Source organism: Micromonospora reichwaldensis (assembly GCF_031845925.1).
GTDB classification, from domain to species: Bacteria; Actinomycetota; Actinomycetes; order Mycobacteriales; family Micromonosporaceae; genus Micromonospora; species Micromonospora reichwaldensis.
This window is the reverse complement of record NZ_JAVRFL010000018.1, coordinates 107,480-126,919: the sequence shown is the minus strand read 5'-3', so window position 1 is coordinate 126,919 and position 19,440 is coordinate 107,480. Positions and strand designations below refer to the sequence as shown.

General features: G+C 73.0%; 17 protein-coding genes. 3 read left to right on the top strand and 14 right to left on the bottom strand.

The window, feature by feature from the left end:
- Nucleotides 1–17 precede the first annotated feature (17 nt).
- The 5 genes from RM555_RS17095 to RM555_RS17075 form a co-directional block, all read right to left on the bottom strand.
- Nucleotides 18–755 (bottom strand): hypothetical protein, encoded by a 738-nt coding sequence (locus RM555_RS17095; protein WP_311412684.1) that lies wholly within the window; start codon nt 753–755, stop codon nt 18–20.
- Between the two features lie 106 nt (nt 756–861).
- On the bottom strand, nt 862–1,455 hold the full coding sequence (locus tag RM555_RS17090; RefSeq protein ID WP_311412683.1) for a TetR/AcrR family transcriptional regulator: 594 nt from the start codon (nt 1,453–1,455) through the stop codon (nt 862–864).
- Nucleotides 1,456–1,491: 36 nt separating this feature from the next.
- Nucleotides 1,492–2,994 carry an MFS transporter gene (locus tag RM555_RS17085; protein WP_311412682.1) on the bottom strand — a complete coding sequence of 501 codons (1,503 nt, stop codon included), beginning with the start codon at nt 2,992–2,994 and terminating at the stop codon, nt 1,492–1,494.
- 86 nt (nt 2,995–3,080) lie between these two features.
- Nucleotides 3,081–3,824: an ABC transporter permease gene (locus RM555_RS17080; protein ID WP_311412681.1), complete on the bottom strand. Its 744-nt coding sequence runs from the start codon at nt 3,822–3,824 to the stop codon at nt 3,081–3,083.
- A complete protein-coding gene (locus tag RM555_RS17075) occupies nt 3,821–4,555 on the bottom strand; it encodes an ABC transporter ATP-binding protein (RefSeq protein WP_449560145.1) in 735 nt (244 codons plus the stop codon). The genes RM555_RS17080 and RM555_RS17075 overlap by 4 nt, the downstream gene beginning before the upstream one ends.
- Nucleotides 4,556–4,686: 131 nt before the next feature.
- Here RM555_RS17075 and RM555_RS17070 point away from each other — a divergent pair, with 131 nt between their 5' ends.
- The 3 genes from RM555_RS17070 (at nt 4,687) to RM555_RS17060 (ending at nt 9,911) form a co-directional block, all read left to right on the top strand.
- Nucleotides 4,687–6,612: a sensor histidine kinase gene (locus RM555_RS17070; RefSeq protein ID WP_311412680.1), complete on the top strand. Its 1,926-nt coding sequence runs from the start codon at nt 4,687–4,689 to the stop codon at nt 6,610–6,612.
- The gene (locus tag RM555_RS17065; RefSeq protein ID WP_311412679.1) at nt 6,576–7,223 is read left to right on the top strand and encodes a response regulator transcription factor; all 648 of its coding nucleotides are present in this window, start codon (nt 6,576–6,578) and stop codon (nt 7,221–7,223) included. Before RM555_RS17070 ends, RM555_RS17065 begins: the two co-directional genes overlap by 37 nt.
- A 486-nt stretch (nt 7,224–7,709) precedes the next feature.
- The gene (locus tag RM555_RS17060; RefSeq protein ID WP_311412678.1) at nt 7,710–9,911 is read left to right on the top strand and encodes a tetratricopeptide repeat protein; all 2,202 of its coding nucleotides are present in this window, start codon (nt 7,710–7,712) and stop codon (nt 9,909–9,911) included.
- Nucleotides 9,912–10,209: 298 nt separating this feature from the next.
- On the opposite strand, the gene RM555_RS17055 is transcribed toward RM555_RS17060, so the two are convergent.
- The 9 genes from RM555_RS17055 to hppD form a co-directional block, all read right to left on the bottom strand.
- Nucleotides 10,210–10,608 carry a hypothetical protein gene (locus tag RM555_RS17055; protein WP_311412677.1) on the bottom strand — a complete coding sequence of 133 codons (399 nt, stop codon included), beginning with the start codon at nt 10,606–10,608 and terminating at the stop codon, nt 10,210–10,212.
- Nucleotides 10,609–10,873: 265 nt separating this feature from the next.
- Nucleotides 10,874–11,848 carry a phosphotransferase gene (locus tag RM555_RS17050; protein WP_311412676.1) on the bottom strand — a complete coding sequence of 325 codons (975 nt, stop codon included), beginning with the start codon at nt 11,846–11,848 and terminating at the stop codon, nt 10,874–10,876.
- A 25-nt stretch (nt 11,849–11,873) separates the two neighbouring features.
- Complete coding sequence (locus RM555_RS17045) at nt 11,874–13,127, bottom strand: COG1361 family protein (protein WP_311412675.1); 1,254 nt, start codon at nt 13,125–13,127, stop codon at nt 11,874–11,876.
- 139 nt (nt 13,128–13,266) lie between these two features.
- Nucleotides 13,267–14,625, bottom strand: coding sequence for an ATP-grasp domain-containing protein (locus RM555_RS17040; RefSeq protein WP_311412674.1), 1,359 nt, complete (start codon nt 14,623–14,625; stop codon nt 13,267–13,269).
- Nucleotides 14,626–15,597: an alpha-ketoacid dehydrogenase subunit beta gene (locus RM555_RS17035; protein WP_311412673.1), complete on the bottom strand. Its 972-nt coding sequence runs from the start codon at nt 15,595–15,597 to the stop codon at nt 14,626–14,628.
- A 2-nt stretch (nt 15,598–15,599) separates the two neighbouring features.
- A complete protein-coding gene (locus RM555_RS17030; protein WP_311412672.1) occupies nt 15,600–16,571 on the bottom strand; it encodes a thiamine pyrophosphate-dependent dehydrogenase E1 component subunit alpha in 972 nt (323 codons plus the stop codon).
- Nucleotides 16,568–17,365, bottom strand: a complete 798-nt coding sequence (locus tag RM555_RS17025) for a DUF3050 domain-containing protein (RefSeq protein ID WP_311412671.1) — start codon at nt 17,363–17,365, stop codon at nt 16,568–16,570. The genes RM555_RS17030 and RM555_RS17025 overlap by 4 nt, the downstream gene beginning before the upstream one ends.
- A 1-nt stretch (nt 17,366) precedes the next feature.
- Nucleotides 17,367–18,296, bottom strand: a complete 930-nt coding sequence (locus RM555_RS17020; RefSeq protein WP_311412670.1) for a phytanoyl-CoA dioxygenase family protein — start codon at nt 18,294–18,296, stop codon at nt 17,367–17,369.
- Nucleotides 18,293–19,396, bottom strand: coding sequence for a 4-hydroxyphenylpyruvate dioxygenase (gene hppD, locus RM555_RS17015; RefSeq protein WP_311412669.1), 1,104 nt, complete (start codon nt 19,394–19,396; stop codon nt 18,293–18,295). Before hppD ends, RM555_RS17020 begins: the two co-directional genes overlap by 4 nt.
- Between the last annotated feature and the right edge of the window lie 44 nt (nt 19,397–19,440).

Here is a 19,440-nt window from a genome sequence, read left to right as displayed (position 1 = left end):
CCATCCGGTGCTGCGGCTCAGCGGTGCTGGACCCACACGTTCGGCTCGGTGTAGGTGCCCTGGTCGCGATCGAGGTCCACGCGCAGCAGGCTGAGGCCGTCGGGGATGACGTAGTCGCCGCTGTCGGGGAAGACCATGCCGGTCCACTGCCGCCACTCGGCGACGGTGCCGGTCATCGTCTGCGACCGGGGCGCCATGGCGACCACCCGGGCCCCGAGCCGCCAGTGGGTGCGCAGCCAGGGATCGAGCGGGGAGCCGTCCTCCCGGGTCCAGGCGGCGAACCGCTCGATCGGGGTCAGCGGGTAACGCGCCTTGAGGGTGGGCCGCACCGGGGCGATCACCCGCGCCCAGCCGCGCTGCTCGGCCAGCGACCGCAGCGCCGTGAGCAGGTCGCCGGCCAGGCCCTGGCCACGCAGGTCGGCGCGCACCTGGGCGGCCATCACCACGAGGGTGTCGGGGGCCTCGTCGCGGTCGTGGCCGGTGACCGCGCGGCGCAGGGAGTCGGTGTAGCCCTCGGGCAGGTGCGCCGGGTCGCCGTCCCAGCGGATCGGCACCGCCCAGCCCGCGGTGACCAGGTCACCGTCGCCGTCGAGCAGCACGAGTTCCAGGTCGGCGAACACCTCCCGCACCCGGTCGAGGTACCGGCCGACCTGCCGGTCGGCCGTGATGAACGCCGGCCAGCCGCCCGCGAACAGCCGGTCCATCTGGTCACCCGGCCGCGGCCGGGCCCGCAGCGGCTCCACGACGGTACGCACGGACGCCTTTCTACCAGGACGGCCGTCGGGCGCACCACGTCAATAAGTCGGCCCGCCGATCGGCAGCCCGACGCCGCCCGCACCGCCGCGGAACCGTCGGCGGCCGTCAGATGTCGGCGTTCCGCGAGCCGACCTGGACGCGGTCGCGGTGGGTGAGGGCGATCAGGTCCGCTTCCAGTTGGTCGCGGTCGGCGTCGTCGAGGATGGCGCCCCACAGGGGTGCGCTGTTGCTGCCGTCGGCCGCGGCGATGACCATGCGGACGATCGTGGGTTCGAGGCCGTCGTCGAGGAGAGCCTCCCGCCACTGTTGTGCGTCCTGCTGCGCGAGCGCCTCCAGGCCGGGTTCGAACATGAGGTGCGCGGCGAGGGCGATGTAGTCACGTAACCCGGGGAGGTCGCCGGCGTGGGCGAAGCTCACCCGGATGTACGCCCTCGTGAGCCTGCCCGGCGTTCCTTCCTCCTCCTCGGCCGCAGCCTGCTCGACGTCACTCCGGAACTGGCCCATCAGATGGTTGGCCAGGCCGTTGAGGAGTTCTTCCTTGCTCGGGAAGTGGTAGAGCAGACCGCCTTTGGACACGCCGGCTGCCTCGGCGATGTCCGAGACGGGCACCGCGGTGCCATGCCTGCTGATGAGACGCGCGGCAGCGTCGAGGATGAGCCGTCTCGTTTCGGCGGCGCTGCGCCCAGCGGTCCGTGCCATGTCGACGTCCTTTCCCCTCCGGTTGAGCCCGAGGTGTCAGTGCTCCGCTGGCGCAGCGTCCTTGTGGTTCGGGATGAGCGTGAAGGCCACGATCGCGGCGATCACCATGACCGCGCTCGCGATCAGGGTAGTTGCCTGCATGGCGGACACGAACGCCTCCTGCGCGGCCTCCAGCGCCGCGCTGCCGGGCGCCAGGACCGCGCTGGCCGCCGCCAACGAGTCCTCGGCCCGGGTCGCAACCCCGCCGGCGACATCCGCGGGGAGGGTCAGGTGGAAGCGGTAGAGCACGGTGATGACGGAGCCCAGGATCGCGATGCCGAGGGCCACGCCGAGCTCGTAGGCGGTCTCCGCCACCGACGCCGCCGCGCCCGCCTTGGCCGGGCGGACCGCGGACACCACGGCGTCGATGCTGAGGGTCTCGGCCACGCCGATCCCCAGGCCCAGCGGGACCACGGCGAGCAGCACCCAGCCCAGTTGCTCACTGCCTTCCAGCGCGGCCAGGATCGCCAGCCCGACAGCCCCGGTCAGCAGGGCGACGGCGATGGCCCGTCCCCGCCCGAGCCTGGTGAGAAGGAACCCGACGGCCGCGACCGCAGCCATCGCCGCCACCGCCGCGGGCAGCTGCGCCAGTCCCGCCCGCAGGGGACTGAGTTCGCGGGCGAGCTGGAGGTACTGGGAGAAGAAGAACAGGACGCCGCTGAGGGCGAACACCGAGATGAAGTTCACCAGCACCGCCCCGCTGAACGCGGGATTGCGGAACAGGCCCACCTCGATCATCGGCGAGTCGACCCGCCGCTGACGACGCACGAACAGCACCCCACCGACCACGCTCGCCACGATCGCGACGGCGGCGGTGACGCCGAACGCGCCTCCGGTGAGCTTCTTGATCGTGTACACGAACGGGATGATCGTCAGCATCGACAACCCGCTGGAGATCAGGTCGAACCGCCCGGGGTCGGGGTTGCGGGACTCGGGCAGGAGCCACCCGCCGACGATCAGCACGAGCAGCATCACCGGGAGATTGATCAGGAACACCGAGCCCCACCAGAAGTGCTCCAGCAGCGCCCCACCCACCAGCGGGCCGAGCGCGATGCCACTCGCCGCCGCGGCCGACCAGATCGCGATCGCCCGCGTCCGCTCGATCTGATCGGTGAAGATGTTCCGGATCAGCGACAGCGTCGACGGCATGATCGTCGCACCCGCCACGCCCAACAGCAGACGGGCCGCGATCAACGCCTCCGCCGAGGGGGCGAACGCCGCCAGCGTCGAGGCGAGTCCGAACGCGCCCGCACCGACGAGCAACAACCGCTTCCGGCCGATCCGGTCGGCCAGGTTCCCCATCGTCACCAGCAGACCCGCCAGGGCCAGGGAGTAGATGTCCCCGATCCACAGCACCTGCGTCGCCGTCGGCGACAACTCCGCGGTCAGCGACGGCACCGCCAGGTAGAGCACCGTCGCGTCGATCGCCAACAACGACACGGCGCCCACCAGCACGGCCAGCGACGCCCAGCGACGCGTGGGGCTCAATGCCGCACTCATCCCGCATCTCCCTAAAACTAAACCGTCCCGACGGTACAGTTTTACCAGGGAGGAGACCGGAACGACGAGCCGCTCGCGACGGCGGATCACTCCCAGCGGAAGTAGCGGGCCGCGAACCCGCCCAGCACCACGGTGAACGCCGCCATCACGGCCAGGTGCGGCAGCGTGGGCCACGAGCCCGCCCAGGCGTCCTGCACGGCCAGGGACGCGGCCCCCAACGGGGTGAAGTCGGCGATCTTCCGCACCAGGTCCGGCATCTGCGGCCCCGGTGTCCACACCCCGGCGAAGAACATCATCGGGAAATAGATCAGCTGACCGATCCCCATCGAGGCGCGGGCGCTCGGCGTGACCGCCGCCACGAGCAGCGCGACGGCGCACATCGCGCTCGACCCGAGCGTGAACGCCAGCACGAAGCCGACCGCGTTGCCGGGCGGGGAGACGTCGAAGACGGTCGCCGCCACCAGCCAGGCCAGGCCGCAGGCGACCAGCAGTGCGGCGACGTTCACGGCCACCTGCGCGACGAGCAACGCCGCCGGCGGGACCGGGGTGGTCGACAGCCGGCGCAGGACGCCCCGCTCGCGGTAGGTGCCCACCACGCTCACCAGCGTCACCATCGTCACCGTCGCGATGGCCAGCGTCATGGTGATCGGCAGGTAGACCTCCACGGGACGCCGGCCGCCCAGCTCCTCCGACGGGTCGCGGGTCCCCGGCAGGGCCAGGCCGAGCACCAGGATCAGCAGGGCCGGGAACGCGATGGCGAAGAACGTGCCGACCGGATCCCGGAGGAACAGCTTCGCCTCGACACGGATGATCTTGGAGAGGGCGGTCATCGGTTGCTCCTGGCGGCGGTGAGGGAGAGGACCGCGTCCTCGAGGGTGGGCCGTTCGACGCCGGGCACCTGGGCACCGGCGATCAGGTTGCGGGGGGTGTCGACGGTGACGACCCGGCCGGCCGCGACGACCGCCAACCGGTCACAGAGGCGCTCCGCCTCGTCCATGAAATGGGTCACCAGCACGACCGTGACGCCACGGTCCCGGACCTGCCGGACCAGCTCCCACGTGTCCCGCCGCGCCTGCGGGTCCAGGCCGGTGGTCAACTCGTCCAGGATCGCCACCGACGGGTTGCCGACCAGGGCGAGCGCGATCGACAGCCGCTGCTTCTGTCCACCGGAGAGCTTCGCGAACACCGTGTTCCGTTTGGCGGCCAGGCCCAGCTCGTCCATCAGCTCCCGCCAGTCGGCCGGGTGCGGATAGAACGAGCTGTAGAGGTCGAGCGCCTCCCACACCTTGATCCGGTCCGGCAGTTGGCTCTCCTGGAGTTGGCTGCCCAGCTTCCGCCGCACCGCCGCGCGGTCCCGGCGCGGATCCAGCCCCAGCACCCGTACCGTCCCCGAATCCGGGGTCCGGAGCCCCTCGACGCACTCCACGGTGGTGGTCTTGCCGGCGCCGTTCGGGCCGACGAGCCCGAAGATCTCGCCCTCCTGCACGCTGAACGACACGTCGGCGACGGCCAGATGGTCGCCGTACTGCTTGCGGAGGTTGCGCACCTCGATGACTGACATGCCGGCAACGCTAGGAATCGCGGCGGGCGCGCAGAATGGGTCCAGCCGCCCGGTGGGGGTGTACCCAGCCCCACCCCTGGTCGGTAGCCTGCCCCGATGCGGTGGCGGTCGGTGCGGCGAAGACTCGACCCGTGACCCGCTTCGCGCTCGCCGTACCACGCTGCGTCGCCCTGGTCGTCCTGGTCGCGGCCGGGTTCGCCTACGGGTACCTCCTCGTGGTCGCCGCCACCCTGGTGCTCCCCTATCCGCTCGGCCTCTCCGGCCAGTTCCGGCTGACCGCGCTGGCCCGCCGGCTCGCCCGCGCCTGGGCCGGAGCGGACCTCCCCGATCCCGTCCGGTCGCCGCCACCCGCACCGCACCGGCGCGCGGACGGCTGGTACGTCCACGGGGAGACGTTGTTCAGGTCACCCCGGGTGCCGGCGTTCCTGCTCAGGCTGGACCACCACGCGAAGGACCCGACACTCGGCCGGGAATGGGCGTGGCTGATGCTCACCCCGGTCACCGGTGCGGTCCCGCTCCTGGTGCCGCCCGCGCTGATCGCGGCCGGCCTGCTCCTGCTCGCGTCGCCCCCCTGGCCGCTCGCGTGGTCGGTGCCGGTGGCCGTCGCGGCGATCGTGGCCGCGTTCCTGCTCGCGCCGGCTGCGCTGGGGGCGTACGGGCGGTGGACCGGCATGCTGCTGGGCACCGGGAAGCCGCCGCGGACGGCGGTCGGCCGGTGGGTGACCCGGACGTCGGCCGCGACGTGGCGGGGTGCCGGACTGGCCGGGCTGTCCCTCGCCGCGTTCGGCGGCCTGCTGCTCAACCTGCTCACCGCCGTCGTGTCGTGGGGCGGGCTGCTGCCGTACACCCTGCCGGCCACGCGGTCGGTGGTGGAGCTCTACCGGCGCCACGTCCGCCGGTGGACGGGCGCCGACCTGCCCGCGCCGTACCGGCCGTACCCGCCGCCGCCCAGCCCCGGCGAGGACGGCAACTACCGGGTCGGGCGGGTCCTCTACACCGATCTCGTGGCGGCCGTTGAGGGTCAACGGCCGGGGTGGCTGTTCGGCGACCCGGCCACCTGGCGGGACCAGCTGTGGGCGCTGGGCTCGCTCGCCCTGGCCCCGCTCTCGTTCGTCCCGGCGGTCCTGGTCGGCTTCGGGTTCTACGGCCTGTTCTGCCAGCCGCTGACCTGGGTGAGCTGGGCGGTGCCGATCGGCCTGTCCACCGGCTACTGGATCACCCCGTTCTACCTGTGGTTCGGCATCGAGCACGTCGGCCTCGTCGGGCCGTGGTTACCGGACTGGGCGAGCATGCCCCTCGGGCTGGCCGTGGCGCTGCTCGGGCTCGGCCTGGCCGGCCCGCTGATGCGGCTGCGGCTGGCGTGGGACCGGCTCCTGCTCACCCCCACGGCGGCCACCGTGCTCGCCTCGCGGGTCGCGCACCTCGCCACCACCCGGGCCGACGCCGTCGACGTGCAGGCGGCCGAGCTGCGCCGCATCGAACGCGACCTGCACGACGGCGCCCAGGCCCGGCTCATCGCCGTCGGGCTCGGCCTGGCCGCCGTCGCGCGGCTCATGGAGACCGACCCGGCGCGGGCGCGGCTGGTGCTGGCGCAGGCGCAGGAGACGTCCGCCGCCGCGCTGGCCGAGCTGCGCGACCTGGTACGCGGCATCCATCCGCCGGTGCTGGCCGAACGCGGACTCGGCGACGCGGTCCGGGCGATCGCGCTCGACACCCCGCTGCCGGTGGACGTGGACGTCGACCTGCCCCACCGGCTCGACGCGCCGGTCGAGTCGGCCGCCTACTTCGTCACCTGCGAGGCCCTCACCAACGCGGCCCGCTGCGCGGCCCACATCTCCGTCTCGCTGTCGCACCGCGACGGGGTGCTCCGGATGGTGGTGGCCGACGACGGTCCCGGCGGGGCCGACCCGGTCAGGGGAACCGGGCTGCGCGGCGTCCACCGTCGGCTCGCTACATTCGACGGCACCCTGACCCTGCACAGTCCGCCCGGCGGACCCACCGTCGTCACCATGGAGATCCCGTGCGCGTCGTCCTCGCCGAAGACCTCCACATCCTGAGGGACGGGCTGGTCCTGCTCCTCGAGAGCCACGGCTTCACCATCGCCGAGGCCGTCGGCGACGGGCCGTCCCTACGCACCGCCCTGGCCCGGCACCGGCCCGACGTGGCCATCGTCGACGTACGGCTGCCGCCGACCTTCACCGACGAGGGACTCCAGGCGGCGCTGGCCGCCCGACGGGACGTCCCCGGCCTGCCGGTGCTGGTGCTGTCCCAGCACGTCGAGCAGCTCTACGCCCGGGAGCTGCTGGCCGACGGGGCCGGCGCGGTCGGCTACCTGCTCAAGGACCGCGTCCTGAACGCCGACCAGTTCATCGACGCCGTGCGGCGCGTCGCGGCGGGCGGCACCGCGATGGACCCCGAGGTGATCGCCAAGCTGCTGACGGCCGGCGGCACCGCCTCACCCCTGGCCCGCCTCACGCCGCGCGAGCGGGACGTTCTCGAACTCATGGCCCAGGGACGTTCCAACGCCGCCATCTCGCAGCGACTGTTCCTCAGCGAGAGCGCCGTGGGCAAGCACACCGCGAGCATCTTCGGCAAGCTGCGCCTCCCCCCGTCGTCCGACGACAACCGCCGCGTCCTCGCCGTCCTCGCCTACCTCAACGAGACCTGACCGCCGCTCTCCCGGGCCGGAGACGGATGGCCCAGCATGAGAGGCGTCGATAGAATGCGTTCCGTGACGACGCCGCTACCCCAACCCGGCACGGCAAGGACACCAGCGGAATTCGTCGCTCGCCTGCGCGGCGTGAAGGCCTGGTCCCGGCTTTCGTACCGGACACTTGAGCGGCGGGCGCGGAGGGCCGGGGACCAGTTGCCGGCGAGCACCGTCGCGACCTCGCTCAATCGGGTCTCGCTGCCGTCGGAGGAGGTGGTCGCCGCCCTTGTGCGGGCCTGCGGCGGCGATCCGCCAGCGGTACGGGAGTGGGTGGAAGCCCGCCGCGCGTTGGTCCTGTCCGACCCCTTTCTGTCAGCCGTGGGCACAACGCGACAGGCTCCCGATCCGTCCGCCGAGCCGGCGCCCGCATCGCCGCCGGCACCTGCCGGGCCTGAGCCGAACAAGCAGGTCCGCCCCCGTCCGGACGGGCCGGCCGCACGGCAGGTGACCCCCTGTCTCCTGCCACCGGACCTGCCACTGTTCGTCGGTCGGAAGGACGAGCTGACCGAGACGCGCCGGTTGCTGGACCTGGCCGCCTCCGGGCCGGTGACCATGCTGGTCAGCGGGCCGGCCGGCGTCGGCAAGACCGCCTTCGCGGTACGCCTCGGACACCTGCTCGCCGCGCAGTTCCCGGACGGTCAGCTCTACATCGACCTCGGAGGGTTCGGCGACGAGCCGCTGGAGCCGACCGCGGTCCTCGGCGCCTTTCTGCGCGCGCTCGGCGTCCGCGGTGGCACGGTGCCCTCGGATCTGATGAGCCGGGTCCACCTCTACCGCACCCTGCTGGCGCAGCGGCGGATGCTCATAATCTTGGACAACGCGGCGACCACCCGGCAGGTCACCGACCTGCTGCCGAACGGCGGGCGGTGCGCCGCCATCGTCACCAGCCGCACCACGCTGGCGGACCTGGGCAGCCGTCGACTGCCTCTGGGCACCCTCGACCAGGCCGCAGGACTTGCGCTGCTGAGTGAGATGTTGGGTCGCGAGAGGGCCGCCGCAGAGCCCGCCGCCGCCCGGTTCATCGTGGACTCCTGCGGTGGTCTGCCCCTCGCGGTGTGGGTAGCCGGGGCACGGCTGGCCGCCCGACCGCACTGGCCGCTGGCCAGGGTCGCCCAGGCGCTCGCCGACGAGCAGCGCAGGCTCGACGAACTGGCCGTCGGTGACGTCGCCGTACGGGCCAGCCTCGAACTCACCTACCGGGGAATGACCCCGGCGGCGCAGCGAGCCCTGCTGATGCTCAGCCTGTCGCCGGGGCCGGACTTCGCCGCGTGGGCGCTGGCCGCACTGCTCGACACCGCCCTCTCCGACGCGGAAGCCATCCTGGACGACCTGGTGGAGGTGCACCTGGTCGAGATCGGGGCGGTCGGTGCCACCGGATTCCGCTACCGTTTGCACGACCTCGTGCGTCTGCTCGGCCGGGAACTGCTGGAGCGGGAAGTGCCACGGCAGAGCCGGACGGAGGCGCTCACCCGGCTGCTCAGCGCCAGCCTGCATCTGACCGACCTGACCGCGGACGCCCTGAGGGCGGACTTCCAGGGCGGTCCACAAACCCACCTGGTGTCCTGGCGGCTCCCAATGGCGGACACCGACCAGTTCGTTGCCGATCCGGTGGCCTGGTTCGACGACGAGCGCCGCTTCCTCATCGCCCTTGTCGACCAGGCACTCGACGGCGCCGGGACCGGTCCAGCCACCGGACCAGCCGCGGGACTGGCCGCCGGCCTGACCACCTTCTTCCAGGTCCGCAGCCATTTCGACGAGTGGGAAAGGCTCCAGAGTCGGGCGCTCAAGGCCGCTCTGCACGTTGCAGACCAACGCAGCGCCGCCACGCTCCACCGCTGCCTCGGCGAACTCACCACCGTCCTGGACCGCTACCCGGAGGCACTGGGCCACTTCGAACAGGCCTTGCTGCTCGCCAACGGTCAGGATCCCGCCTTCCAGGCCAGTGCCACCGCCGGCCTGGCGTACGTGCACCGGCTGCTCGGCCAGTACGACCCGGCGGTGCGTCACTTCGAAGAGGCCGTCGACCTGGCTCGGACCGCCGGCAACGTGAACTGCCTCGTCTACGCCACCAACGGCATCGGCGTCATCGACCTGGAACAGGGGCGGGTCGACGCCGCCCGGCAACGGTTCGAGGAATGTCTGGGAGTGAGCCGGGCCGCCGGGTACCGGCCCGGTGAGGCCCAAGCGTTGCGGTGCCTGGGGCAGAGCCACCGCGCCCTTCACGCGTACCCGATCGCCGCCGATTGTTTCCGACAGGCCGCCGCGATCAGCGAGGACCTCGGCGACCGGCTCTCCGCGACCCACGCCAACTGCTGGCTCGGCGACGTCCTCGTCCGTCAGGGCGAGCACGGCAAGGGACGTCGGCTGCTGGCCCGCAGCCTGTGGACCTACCGCGAGTTCGGCAACCTGTGGGGTGAGGCGGCGACGGCGTACGCGCTGGCAGAGGCGCAGCTAGCCGCCGGCCGCCCGGTACAGGCCCGCCGACGGGCGGAGGCCGCCGTGGACCTCTGGCGGCGGGTGGGCTCGCGCAGTTGGCTGGCCATCGCCCTCGACACCCTTGCCGAGGCGCACCGCTCGGCGGGCGACCCGGTCGCCTCGTCCCGGATCCGCGCCGAGGCGTCGGCCGTCCGCGCCGCCGGGATGTAGTCCGGCGGACGAAGGCGCGCGGTACGGATGGACGTTCGCCCTGCGGCTACTCCCCTGGGTCGTCCTGCCTCCGACACATCCTCGGCACCAACCCACCGATGTGACAGGCGCCGCCGGCGGCCCCACGCCCCCGTCCAGGCGAGGCCCCCGATCACCTGACCGGGGGCCTCGTTGCGCTACCTCGCGCCACTCACACTCGCCGGCCACCGAGGCAGGCAGTGCGGTCGCGGGTCAGCCGACGGTGTCTCGTGGTGGCGTTCCGCCGTGACCGCAACAGCGCGTACTCGCTGGACATGTGTCATCCCTGGGCACGGATACTTACCCGACTGTTCACACTGACGCCCCTGGGGCAGTCGACCTTGTTGTAGTCCGGGCGCCATTCGGCATTCGCCCCGTCCGATCCCGACCATCGCACAGCGCCGTTGGAGCAGGTAACGCCGACCTTGACCAGATAGCCCGTACAGGCGAGATGACCGCGCCCACGATCGGTGTAGTCGATCCAGGGGCCTTGACCAGTCGGGCAGTAGGTGTAGGTGGCGAGTGAGCCGACAGCACGGTAGGCGGCGATTGTGCTGGAACCATCCTGCGTTGCCGAGGGGGAGAAGGCAGGTGCCGCGGCCTGACCGGGCGCGGCGACACCCGCGATCCCAAGCGTGGTACCCATCGCGAGGCTGGCGAGCAGTGCGCGTTTACGCATCGTTCCTCCTAGACGTAGGCGTTCGCTGTCCTGCCACCAGGACATCAATCTGCTCGTTCGCATGCCATACCCTCGCCCGTTCCGAACAGTTCCGAACGGCTACGACAATCCGGGCTCGCATGGCACCGGGACGCCCCGCACTTGCTCTGCCGCGCAGATCGCGGGCACGAAGGGATGGCATGTGGAGCGCGCATCGACCGTGGCCCGCGAACTCGTCTCGGCCACGCACGAACTCGACATCGGCGCGTGGCCCGAACAGGACGGCTCAGGTGAGCTGGTCCAGCGTCCGGGTGATGTGGTGCTCGACGATGCCGAGCATGCCGGCCCGGTCGGGGAAGTCGCCGTCGAGCAGGCGCAGCGGGCCCGCCACCAGCGACAGGTGGGTCGCGAGCCGGTAGAGGAGCAGCCGCTCCTCGTCGAGACCGGGCACGGCCAGCGCCGGATAGTCGTCGCCGAAGCGCAGCTCGAGGAAGGCGTGCTCCCACTCCACGTCGAGGAACATGGTGCCCTCGATGTCGACGAGCACCGGGCGGTCCCGGTCGTCGACCAGCACGTGGTCCGGGCCCAGTTCGCCGTGGATCAGTCCGTGGCGGGAGCGGGGCGCCACGGCGGCGTACCGCTCGGCCAGGGCGTCGGTGAGCCGGTCCCGCACGGTCGAGATCCGCTCGACCCGGGCGGCGGCCCCGGCCAGGTCGCGCAGCGCCCGGTCGAGGACGAGCCGCTCCACCGGCCGACCCGCCGTCGGAGTGTCGGACCCCGGGCGGCCGTACCGGTCGCGGCGCCGGGCGTGCATGCCCCGGACGGCGTCGCCGAGCCGGGCCAGCACCGCCCCGGCGCGGCGCGGGTCGCGCCGGCGCAGGTCGTGCAGGGTGCCGCCCCGGACGTCCTCCACCACGGCCACCTCGCCCGGCAGCAGGGTCGCGGTGGGGTGCAGCAGGAGCCGGGGCACGCGCACCCCGGCGGCGGTGAGCTCCCGGTGCGCCGCGGCGAACAGGCCGGCCCCGGTGGCGTGCCCGAACGGGTCGTCGGGTGCCGGTGCCGCCGCCGGCCAGTAGTCCTCCCCCGGGTGCCAGACGTAGGCGACGCCGGTGGAGCCGTCGTCGAGGGTGAGCCGGTAGACGCCCTTCTTCGTGCCGCCGGTCAGCCGCTGCACCGAGGCCAGCGTCCGGCTCCGCCCGAACGCCGCCCGCGCCACCGGCAGCAGCTCGTCGACCGTCAGCCCCACCCGCGCGCCACCCACCCGGCTATCCTGCCGCGGCGGGGAATCAGGCGGCAGGCGTCCCGCCGCCGCCGCGCACCGCGACCACGCGGCGGCGCCGGGCGAGGAGCAACACGACTCCACCACCCGCCACCAGGGCGAGACCGGTTCCCGCGACCAGTCCGGCCCGCGGCCCGGTGATCGGCAGGTCGCCCCCGCCGCCGCCGTCGCCATCGCCATCGTCGCCGTCGTCGTCCCCGGCACCGCCCTTCGCCGCGACCAGGACCGCGAACCCGTCCCGGTTGTCGCTGTCGTCCACGTCCGCCGCCGGCACGGCGACGGCGTTCGCCGGCAGCCCGGTACGCGGCAGGCCGGAGCGGCCGTCCGTCCGCGCGGCCAGGCCCTCGACCTGCACCGTCCCGCCCGCCAACGTGACGGGCGCCTTCGTGGCGGCCGCCACCGTCACCAGGTCGTGCAACTCGACGGCGGAGTGACTGTCGTCGGTCGGGTCGGTGTCCTGGGCGGCCGGAATCAGCGCGAGCGTGTCGTGGGTGCAGACGGCCGACCGCCGGTCGCCGGCGACCACGCACTCCTTCGGCGGTCGGGTGAACGTCACCGCCTCGGGCAGGCGCAGCGTGACCTTGACGCCGCTGACCGCCTTGCGGCCCTGGTTGACGATCCGGTACCGCACCGCGCCGGTCTCACCCGGCTGTAACGTCCCGGTGGGTTCGAGCCGGCCGCCCGCGCCGAGCCGTACCGACTGCTTCACGTCCGGCGCCACCACCGACAGATCGGCCTCGGGTTCGTCGACCAACCTGAGCGTGAACCACTTGGGGGCAGCGGTCTGCATCCGCTCGTCGCCCCAGGCCATGCCGGCCTCGACGGAGAACCTTCCTTCGTAGGGCTGCTGGTTTCCCTGGACGAGGACGTCGAAGGGTAGATCCACCGTCTCGCCGGCTGCCGGCAGCAGCTCCGGAAGCGCGCCCGGACCGATCCGGCAGTACCAACCCGCGGCATCGCCGTCGCACTCGCCGGAGCCACCGCCCTCCGGCCACATCAGGGAGATCCCGTCCGGCCAGTCCTGCTCGCCCGGGCGGACGTAGAAGATCGCCTCTCTCGGCGTCCTGTCGGTCAGATTGGTGAGTCTGAGGTGGATCCGCTTCTTCCCGACCCCCAACGGGACCGTCGTACCGGTCACGTCGACCGTGAACTTCGGATCCGCGTTCGCCGCCGCAACGGGACCGCCGGGGGCGGCCAGCCCGGCGAGGACGAGCAGCGTCACCGCCGCCGGGCGCGACAGCCATCGATGACCAAGACCCATGGCGGACTCCTTCAGGCAGGCGGCGATCGTCGTCGACGCCCCAGTCAAACCGCTCACTTCGACTCTTGCAAACGTCTGCGCGGCGCGGCGTGCGGGATCCCGGTCACCGGGGCGGGGCGAGCCGCCGCGCCGCGCGGCGTCAGTCGACCACCAGGAGGCCGGAGAGGAGGACGCCTCGGGCCAGGTTGAGCACGCCGTCGCAGCCGGGGAAGCCGGTACGGATGCAGGCGCCGGCGGCCCGGCGGCCGAACAGGTACGGGGCGATGCTGTACGGCACCTCGGCGGCGACCGTCTCGCCGGTCCCGATGTGCACGAAGTCCAGCCCGACGTCGTCGGCCTTCACGTACTCCTGGAGGATGAAGCCGCCCCGGTCGACGGCGCGGGTCAGCCCGTCGCGCCACGCGTCGGCGTCGGTCTCCCGGCCGATCAGCACGTCCACCCCGGCGGAGCCGTCGGCCGGCTTCGCCACCAGGCCGGCCCGGTCGGCGACCGCCCGGTCGAGCAGGTCCGCCGTCAGCGACCAGGTACGCGGCACGTACCGGTGCACCAGGTCCCGGTCCGTGGCCGGCAGCGTGTCGGCGTCCTCCCACAGCCAGGCGAAGGCCCGCTTGTTGGCGACCAGCCACGCCGCCGCCGACACCCACATCGGCACGGTGCCCGCGGCCAGCGCCGCCGCCAGGGCGTCGACCCCGGCGCTCGGGGTGACCCGGTTGGGCACGAAGAGCCGGAACACCCCGTCGACCGGGGCGCCGCCGGCGACGAGCCGTTTCCGGTCGTCCAGCGTGACCTGGGAGACCGGCGCGACGACCAGGTCCATGCCGCACGCGGCGGCCCGCTCGACGACCGGCGACAGCAGCCGGATGAACCGCTGCGGGTCGTCGAGTCCCGGGTACTCGGCGTCGAAGTCGATCAGCATGGCGACGCGGGCGCCCCCGGGCAGGCCGAGGCCGGCGCGGATGGCGGCGAACCGCTGGTCGACGGCCGAGGGGGCCGCCGCGAGCCGGGCCCGGTCGGTGAGGCCGCGCCGCCGGTAGACCTCGACGAAGCGACGCACGGTGGTGTCCGCGTCCAACGCGCCGCCGAGGCTGCTGTCGATGTTGTACTCGACGAACCGGGGCACCCCGTCGCTGAGCAGCACGTCCGGCCGGAACGCGTCGAGCAGCGCCTCGGTCAGCGGCTCGTCGTCGTCGAGCAGCCGGGTCTCGCCGTCGGGCACGTCCAGCAACCGGCGCAGCTCCCCCGCCGTGCCGGCCCGCCGCCGGCACGCCTCGAAGATGAGCTGGGCGATCCGGTCGGCGACGGCGTTGAGCACGCCGAGCGACGTCTCGTCCATCACCGGCGGCCGGGCCAGCCGCCACTGCTCGTTGTACGTGGCCCGGCCGTCGAAGACCTCCCGCCAGGAGTCCGCCCCGGCGGCCACCATCTCGGCGCGCACCGGCGCGGGCAGGTCGAGCCACGCCCGCGCGGCGGAGGGCCAGCGGTAGTCGGCGTCGTCCATTCATCCCTCCTTCATGACGTGTCCGATGGCGGCCCGGAGCTGCTCACGGCTGGGCTGCACGGCCCGGTCCAGCGCCGGGGCGAACGGCAGCACCGCGCCGTCGGGGCGGGTGACGCGGCGCGGCGGCGCCACCAGCCGCACCCGCTCGACCATCGTCGCGATGATCTCCCCGGCGATGCCGCAGGAGCGGTTGGCGTCGTCCACGACCACCAGCCGCCCGGTGCGCCCCACCGACTCGGCGAGGGCGTCCCAGTCGAACGGATACAGCGTGCGCGGGTCGAACACCTCCACCGACACCTGGTCGGCCAGCTCGTCGGCGACCGCGAGGGCGTCGTGCACCAGGTGCCCGACCGCGACCACGGTCACGTCGTCGCCGAATCGGTGCACCCGGCCCCGACCGAGCGGCACCGGCGCGAGCGCGGCGAGGTCCACGTCGTCGCGGACGTCCAGGGCGCCGGCCGGGGCGAAGACCACCACCGGATCGTCGCACCGCACCGCCGACACCAGCAGGCCGTACGCGTCGGCCGGGGTAGCCGGCACGACCGTGGTCACCCCGACGTGGGCGAAGAGGCTGTACGGGTGGTCGGAGTGCTGCCCCGCCCAGCCCGTCCGGGAGCCGGAACCCGGCACCAGGTAGGTGACCGGCACCGCGCACTGCCCGCCGGTCATCAGCGGGAACTTGTGCGCGTGGTTGACGATCTGCTCGAAGACCAGGAACAGCAGCGACGGGATCTGGAACTCCACCACCGGCCGCATCCCGGCCAGGGCCGCCCCGGTGGCGAAGCTGGTGAACGCCTGCTCCGACAGCGGCGTGTCGCGCACCCGGTCCGGCCCGAACCGCTTGAGCAGCCCGGCGGTGACGTTCGAGGCGGCCACCCGGATGTCCTCGCCGAGCAGGAACACCGACTCGTCGCGGGCCAGCTCGTCGGCGAGCGCCCGGGTGAGCGCTTTGCGGTAGGAGAGCCTGGGCATCTCTAGCCACCTCCGGTGCGCGCGGTCAGGCCGCTGGCGTACAGGTGCGCGAGGGCGTCGGCCGGGTCCGGTTCCGCGCTGGCGAGCGCGAACTCGACGGCCCGCGTCAACACCTCCTCCACCTCGGCGTCCACGTCGGCCCGTACGGCGGCGGGCAGCCGCGCGCCCTGGATGTCCACCGGGTCCCGGGAGCGGCCCCGGGCCACCTCGTCGGGCGGGCGGTAGTCGAGGCGTACCGCGTGTTCGAAGGTGTGGTGGGCGTCGAAGCGGTAGGTACGGGCCTCGATCAGCTCGGGGCCCCCGCCGGCGCGCATCCGGTCGACGGCGGCGCTCGCGGCGTCGCGTACCGCCTCGGGGTCCTGGCCGTCGACGACGGCGGCCGGGATGCCGAACGCGGCGGCGCGGCCGGGGATGCTGCCGGCGACCGCGCCCGCGACGGGCATCGTGGTGGCGTAGCCGTTGTTCTCGCAGACGAACAGCACCGGCACCCGCCACAGCGCGGCCAGGTTGAACGCCTCCAGCAGCATCCCCTCGTTGACCGCGCCGTCGCCGAAGAAGCTCACCCCGACGATGTCGTCGCCCCGGCGGCGGCGCGCCCACACCGCCCCGGTGACGATCGCGCCGGACGCGCCGACGATGGCGTTGGCGCCGAGCACGCCGACCGCGAAGTCGGCGGCGTGCATCGAGCCGCCCCGGCCGGCGTTGAGGCCGGTGACCCGGCCGCACAGCTCGGCCATCATCCGGGCCGGGTCGGCGCCCTTGGCGAGCACGTGCCCGTGCCCCCGGTGGGTGCCGGCGACCACGTCGTCGGCCCGCAGCGCGGCGCAGACCCCGGCGGCGATCCCCTCCTGCCCGAGGTACGGGTGGATGCCGCCGACGACATGCCCGGAGCGGACCAGCGCGATCGCCCGTTCCTCGAAGCGGCGGATCAGCCGGACGGTCCGGTAGAGCCGGACCGGGTCGGCGTCGGTCACCGCTCGCGCCCCTGCTTGACGGCGGCGAGGATGTCGTCCCAGAGCCTCGCCCGGGCGGCGAGCGCGGTGTTGACGGTGTCCGCGCACTCCTGCCATCTGGCGTCGTCGTCGCCGCACAGGTCGGCGAGCATCTGCATGGCCATCGGGGTGTGCTGCTCGCCGTCGACCTCGATGTGCCGCTCCAGGTAGTCGACGAACGTGTGCAGCCGCCGGCTGCGCTCGTTGACCGCGACGACCTGGGTGAACATGTCGGGGATCAGATCCTCCCGGCCGAAGGCGAAGGCGGCGGCCTGGCAGTGCACCGGGGTGCTCTCGATGATCCGCCAGGTGGTCGCGGCGAACGCCGCCGACGGCGCGGGCACCCGGGCCTCCACCAGCGCCTCGGCCACCGGCCGGCCGGCCCGCAGCAGGTCGATCAGCGTGTCCACGGCCGTGGTGTCGGCACCGGCCTCGCGCATGCCCCGCACGTACAGCTCGAAGTGGCTGATGTGGCCGTCGCCCAGCTCGTCGCTCTCCTCCACCATCACGATGTCGTTGATCAGGCGGCGGCTGCCGGTCGGCCCGGTGGGGATCCACGGCACGGTGACGCAGGTGAGCTGCCGCTGCAACGAGGTCAGCAGGGACATGAAGTCCCAGACGGCGAAGACGTGGTGCTCCATGAAGGTCACCAGCGCCTCGTGGGTGTCGAGAGCGGCGTAGAGCGGGTGCCGCACGACCGCCTCGCGGCGCTCGCCCACCGCCTTCTCCAGCCGTTCGATCCCCGGGTGCGTCCTACCCCAGTCGTACCGTGACATGTCAGCCTCCCTGCGGGGCGCGGTCGCGCCAGATGACCGGGCAGTACTCGGGGTCCGCGTAGTCCGGCCGCCCGTCGTCGGTGCGGCGGACCAGCACGTCGTGGTTGTACGCGGCGAGGGTGCCGTCGGAGAGCCGATACTCCCGCCAGGCGTTGCCGCCGTCCTGCAGGTGCAGCGAGACCGCCCGGCGCGGGCGGCCGCTGACGTTGGCGCCACTGCCGTGGTAGGTGCGGCAGTGGTGGAAGCTCATGTGTCCCCTGGGGATCACCATCGGCACCTTGCGGATCTCCACGCCGTTGTGGGCCGCGTTCTCGGCGAGCATCTCCTCCAGCTGGCCGCGGTCGCGGTCGGCGAAGTGGCGCACCACCGTGTCGTCGGCGCCGATCTCCGCCCAGCGGTGCGAGCCGTCGACCATCGTGATGGTGCCCATCTCCTCGCCGCAGTCGTGGAACGGGATGAACGCGGTGAGCATGTCCTCCGACGACGAGGACGCCCAGTAGTGCTTGTCGAAGTGCCAGGGCACGATGTTCGACGGCTCGCCCGAGACCGGTGGCTTCTGGATCAGCGTGGACTGGAAGACGCGGATCTCGGTGGCCCGCGCGAGGCGGGCGGCGACCGCGCCGATCAGCGGCTTGCGCAGGATCGCCCCGAGCACGTCGTGCTCGTGGTGGACGTAGTCGTTGTGCCGCTGCACCGGGCCCTTCGACGGTTCCCAGTAGGCGAGCCGCGCCGGGCGCACCGGCAGGCGGCGGTCCCGTTCGCCGGCGTAGTAGCGGTCGGCGGCGGCCATGAGGGCGTCCACCTCGTCGTCGGTGAGCAGCTTCTTCGACAGGTACCAGCCGTGCGCGGCGTAGAACGCCACGTCGTCGTCGGAGGGCAGCAGCGCCTCCTCCTCGGCGGTCAGTGCCGGCTCGAACTCGGTCGCGGTCACGCCCGCACCTCCTGCGGTGTCGGGGCCGCGACGGCGGTGCCCGCCGCGGCCAGTTCCCGTTCCTTGGCCTCGTAGAGCGCCTTGATGTTGCCGCTGCCGAAGGTCCGCGCCCCGCGCCGCTCGATCAGCTCCAGGAAGAGCGTGCGGCGCACGTGCATGGACTCGGTGAAGATCTGCAACAGCTGACCGCCGTGGTCGCGGTCGACGAGCACGCCGAGGTCGCGCAGCCGGTCCAGCGGCGCGTCCACCGGGCCGACCCGCGCCTCCAGCGCGTCGTAGTAGCTGGCCGGGGTGCCGGCGAAGCGCACGCCCCGCTCGGCGAGGGTGGCGACCGCGGTGACGATGTCGTCGGTGCGCAGCCCCAGGTGCTGCACCCCGGCGCCGGCGTGCTGGTCGAGGAAGGCGTCGAGCTGCCCGGGCCGGCGCGAACGGTCGGGTTCCAGCAGCACCAGCGTCACCCGGCCCGACGGGCTCTGCACCACCGTGGAGTTCATCGCCTGCCCGGCGACCTCCACGTGCTCGGCGAAGATCTCCGCGAACCCGAACACGTCCCGGTAGTGCCGGACGGTCTCGTCGAGCTGCCCGGGCGGCACGCAGACCGCCAGGTGGTCGATCTCGACGAGCAGCTTGCCGCCACCGTCGTCGGGGGGCGTCATCTCGACCGCCCCGGGCAGGAACTCGCCCCGGTCGCCGTGGCGGGACACGAGGCGGTGCAGCACGTCGCCGAAGCCGCCCACCTCGGCGGTCACCACCTCGGCGTCCGCGCCGGTGAAGGTGGTCGGCGGCGTCATTCCCACCGCTCCCCGGCGCACCAGTTCGGCGTACGCGCCCGCGGCGTCGTCGACCTCCAACGCGACCACGGCCACGCCGTCGCCGTGGCGCTGCACGTACCGCGACGCCGGGTGCTCGGCGGTGAGCCCGGTGGTGAGCACCATCCGGACGTCGCCCTGGCTCAGCAGCAGCGACCGCTGGTCGGCCAGCCCGGTCTCGGGACCGCCCTGGCCGCGCAGCTGGAAGCCGACCGCCCGGTCGAAGTAGAAGGCCGCCTGCCGGGCGTCCCCCACGAAGAGTTCGATGTGGTCGATTGCTCGGATGTCCAATGTCCTCAGCCCTTTCCACGGTCTCCGCCGTGGTTGCCGTCCGG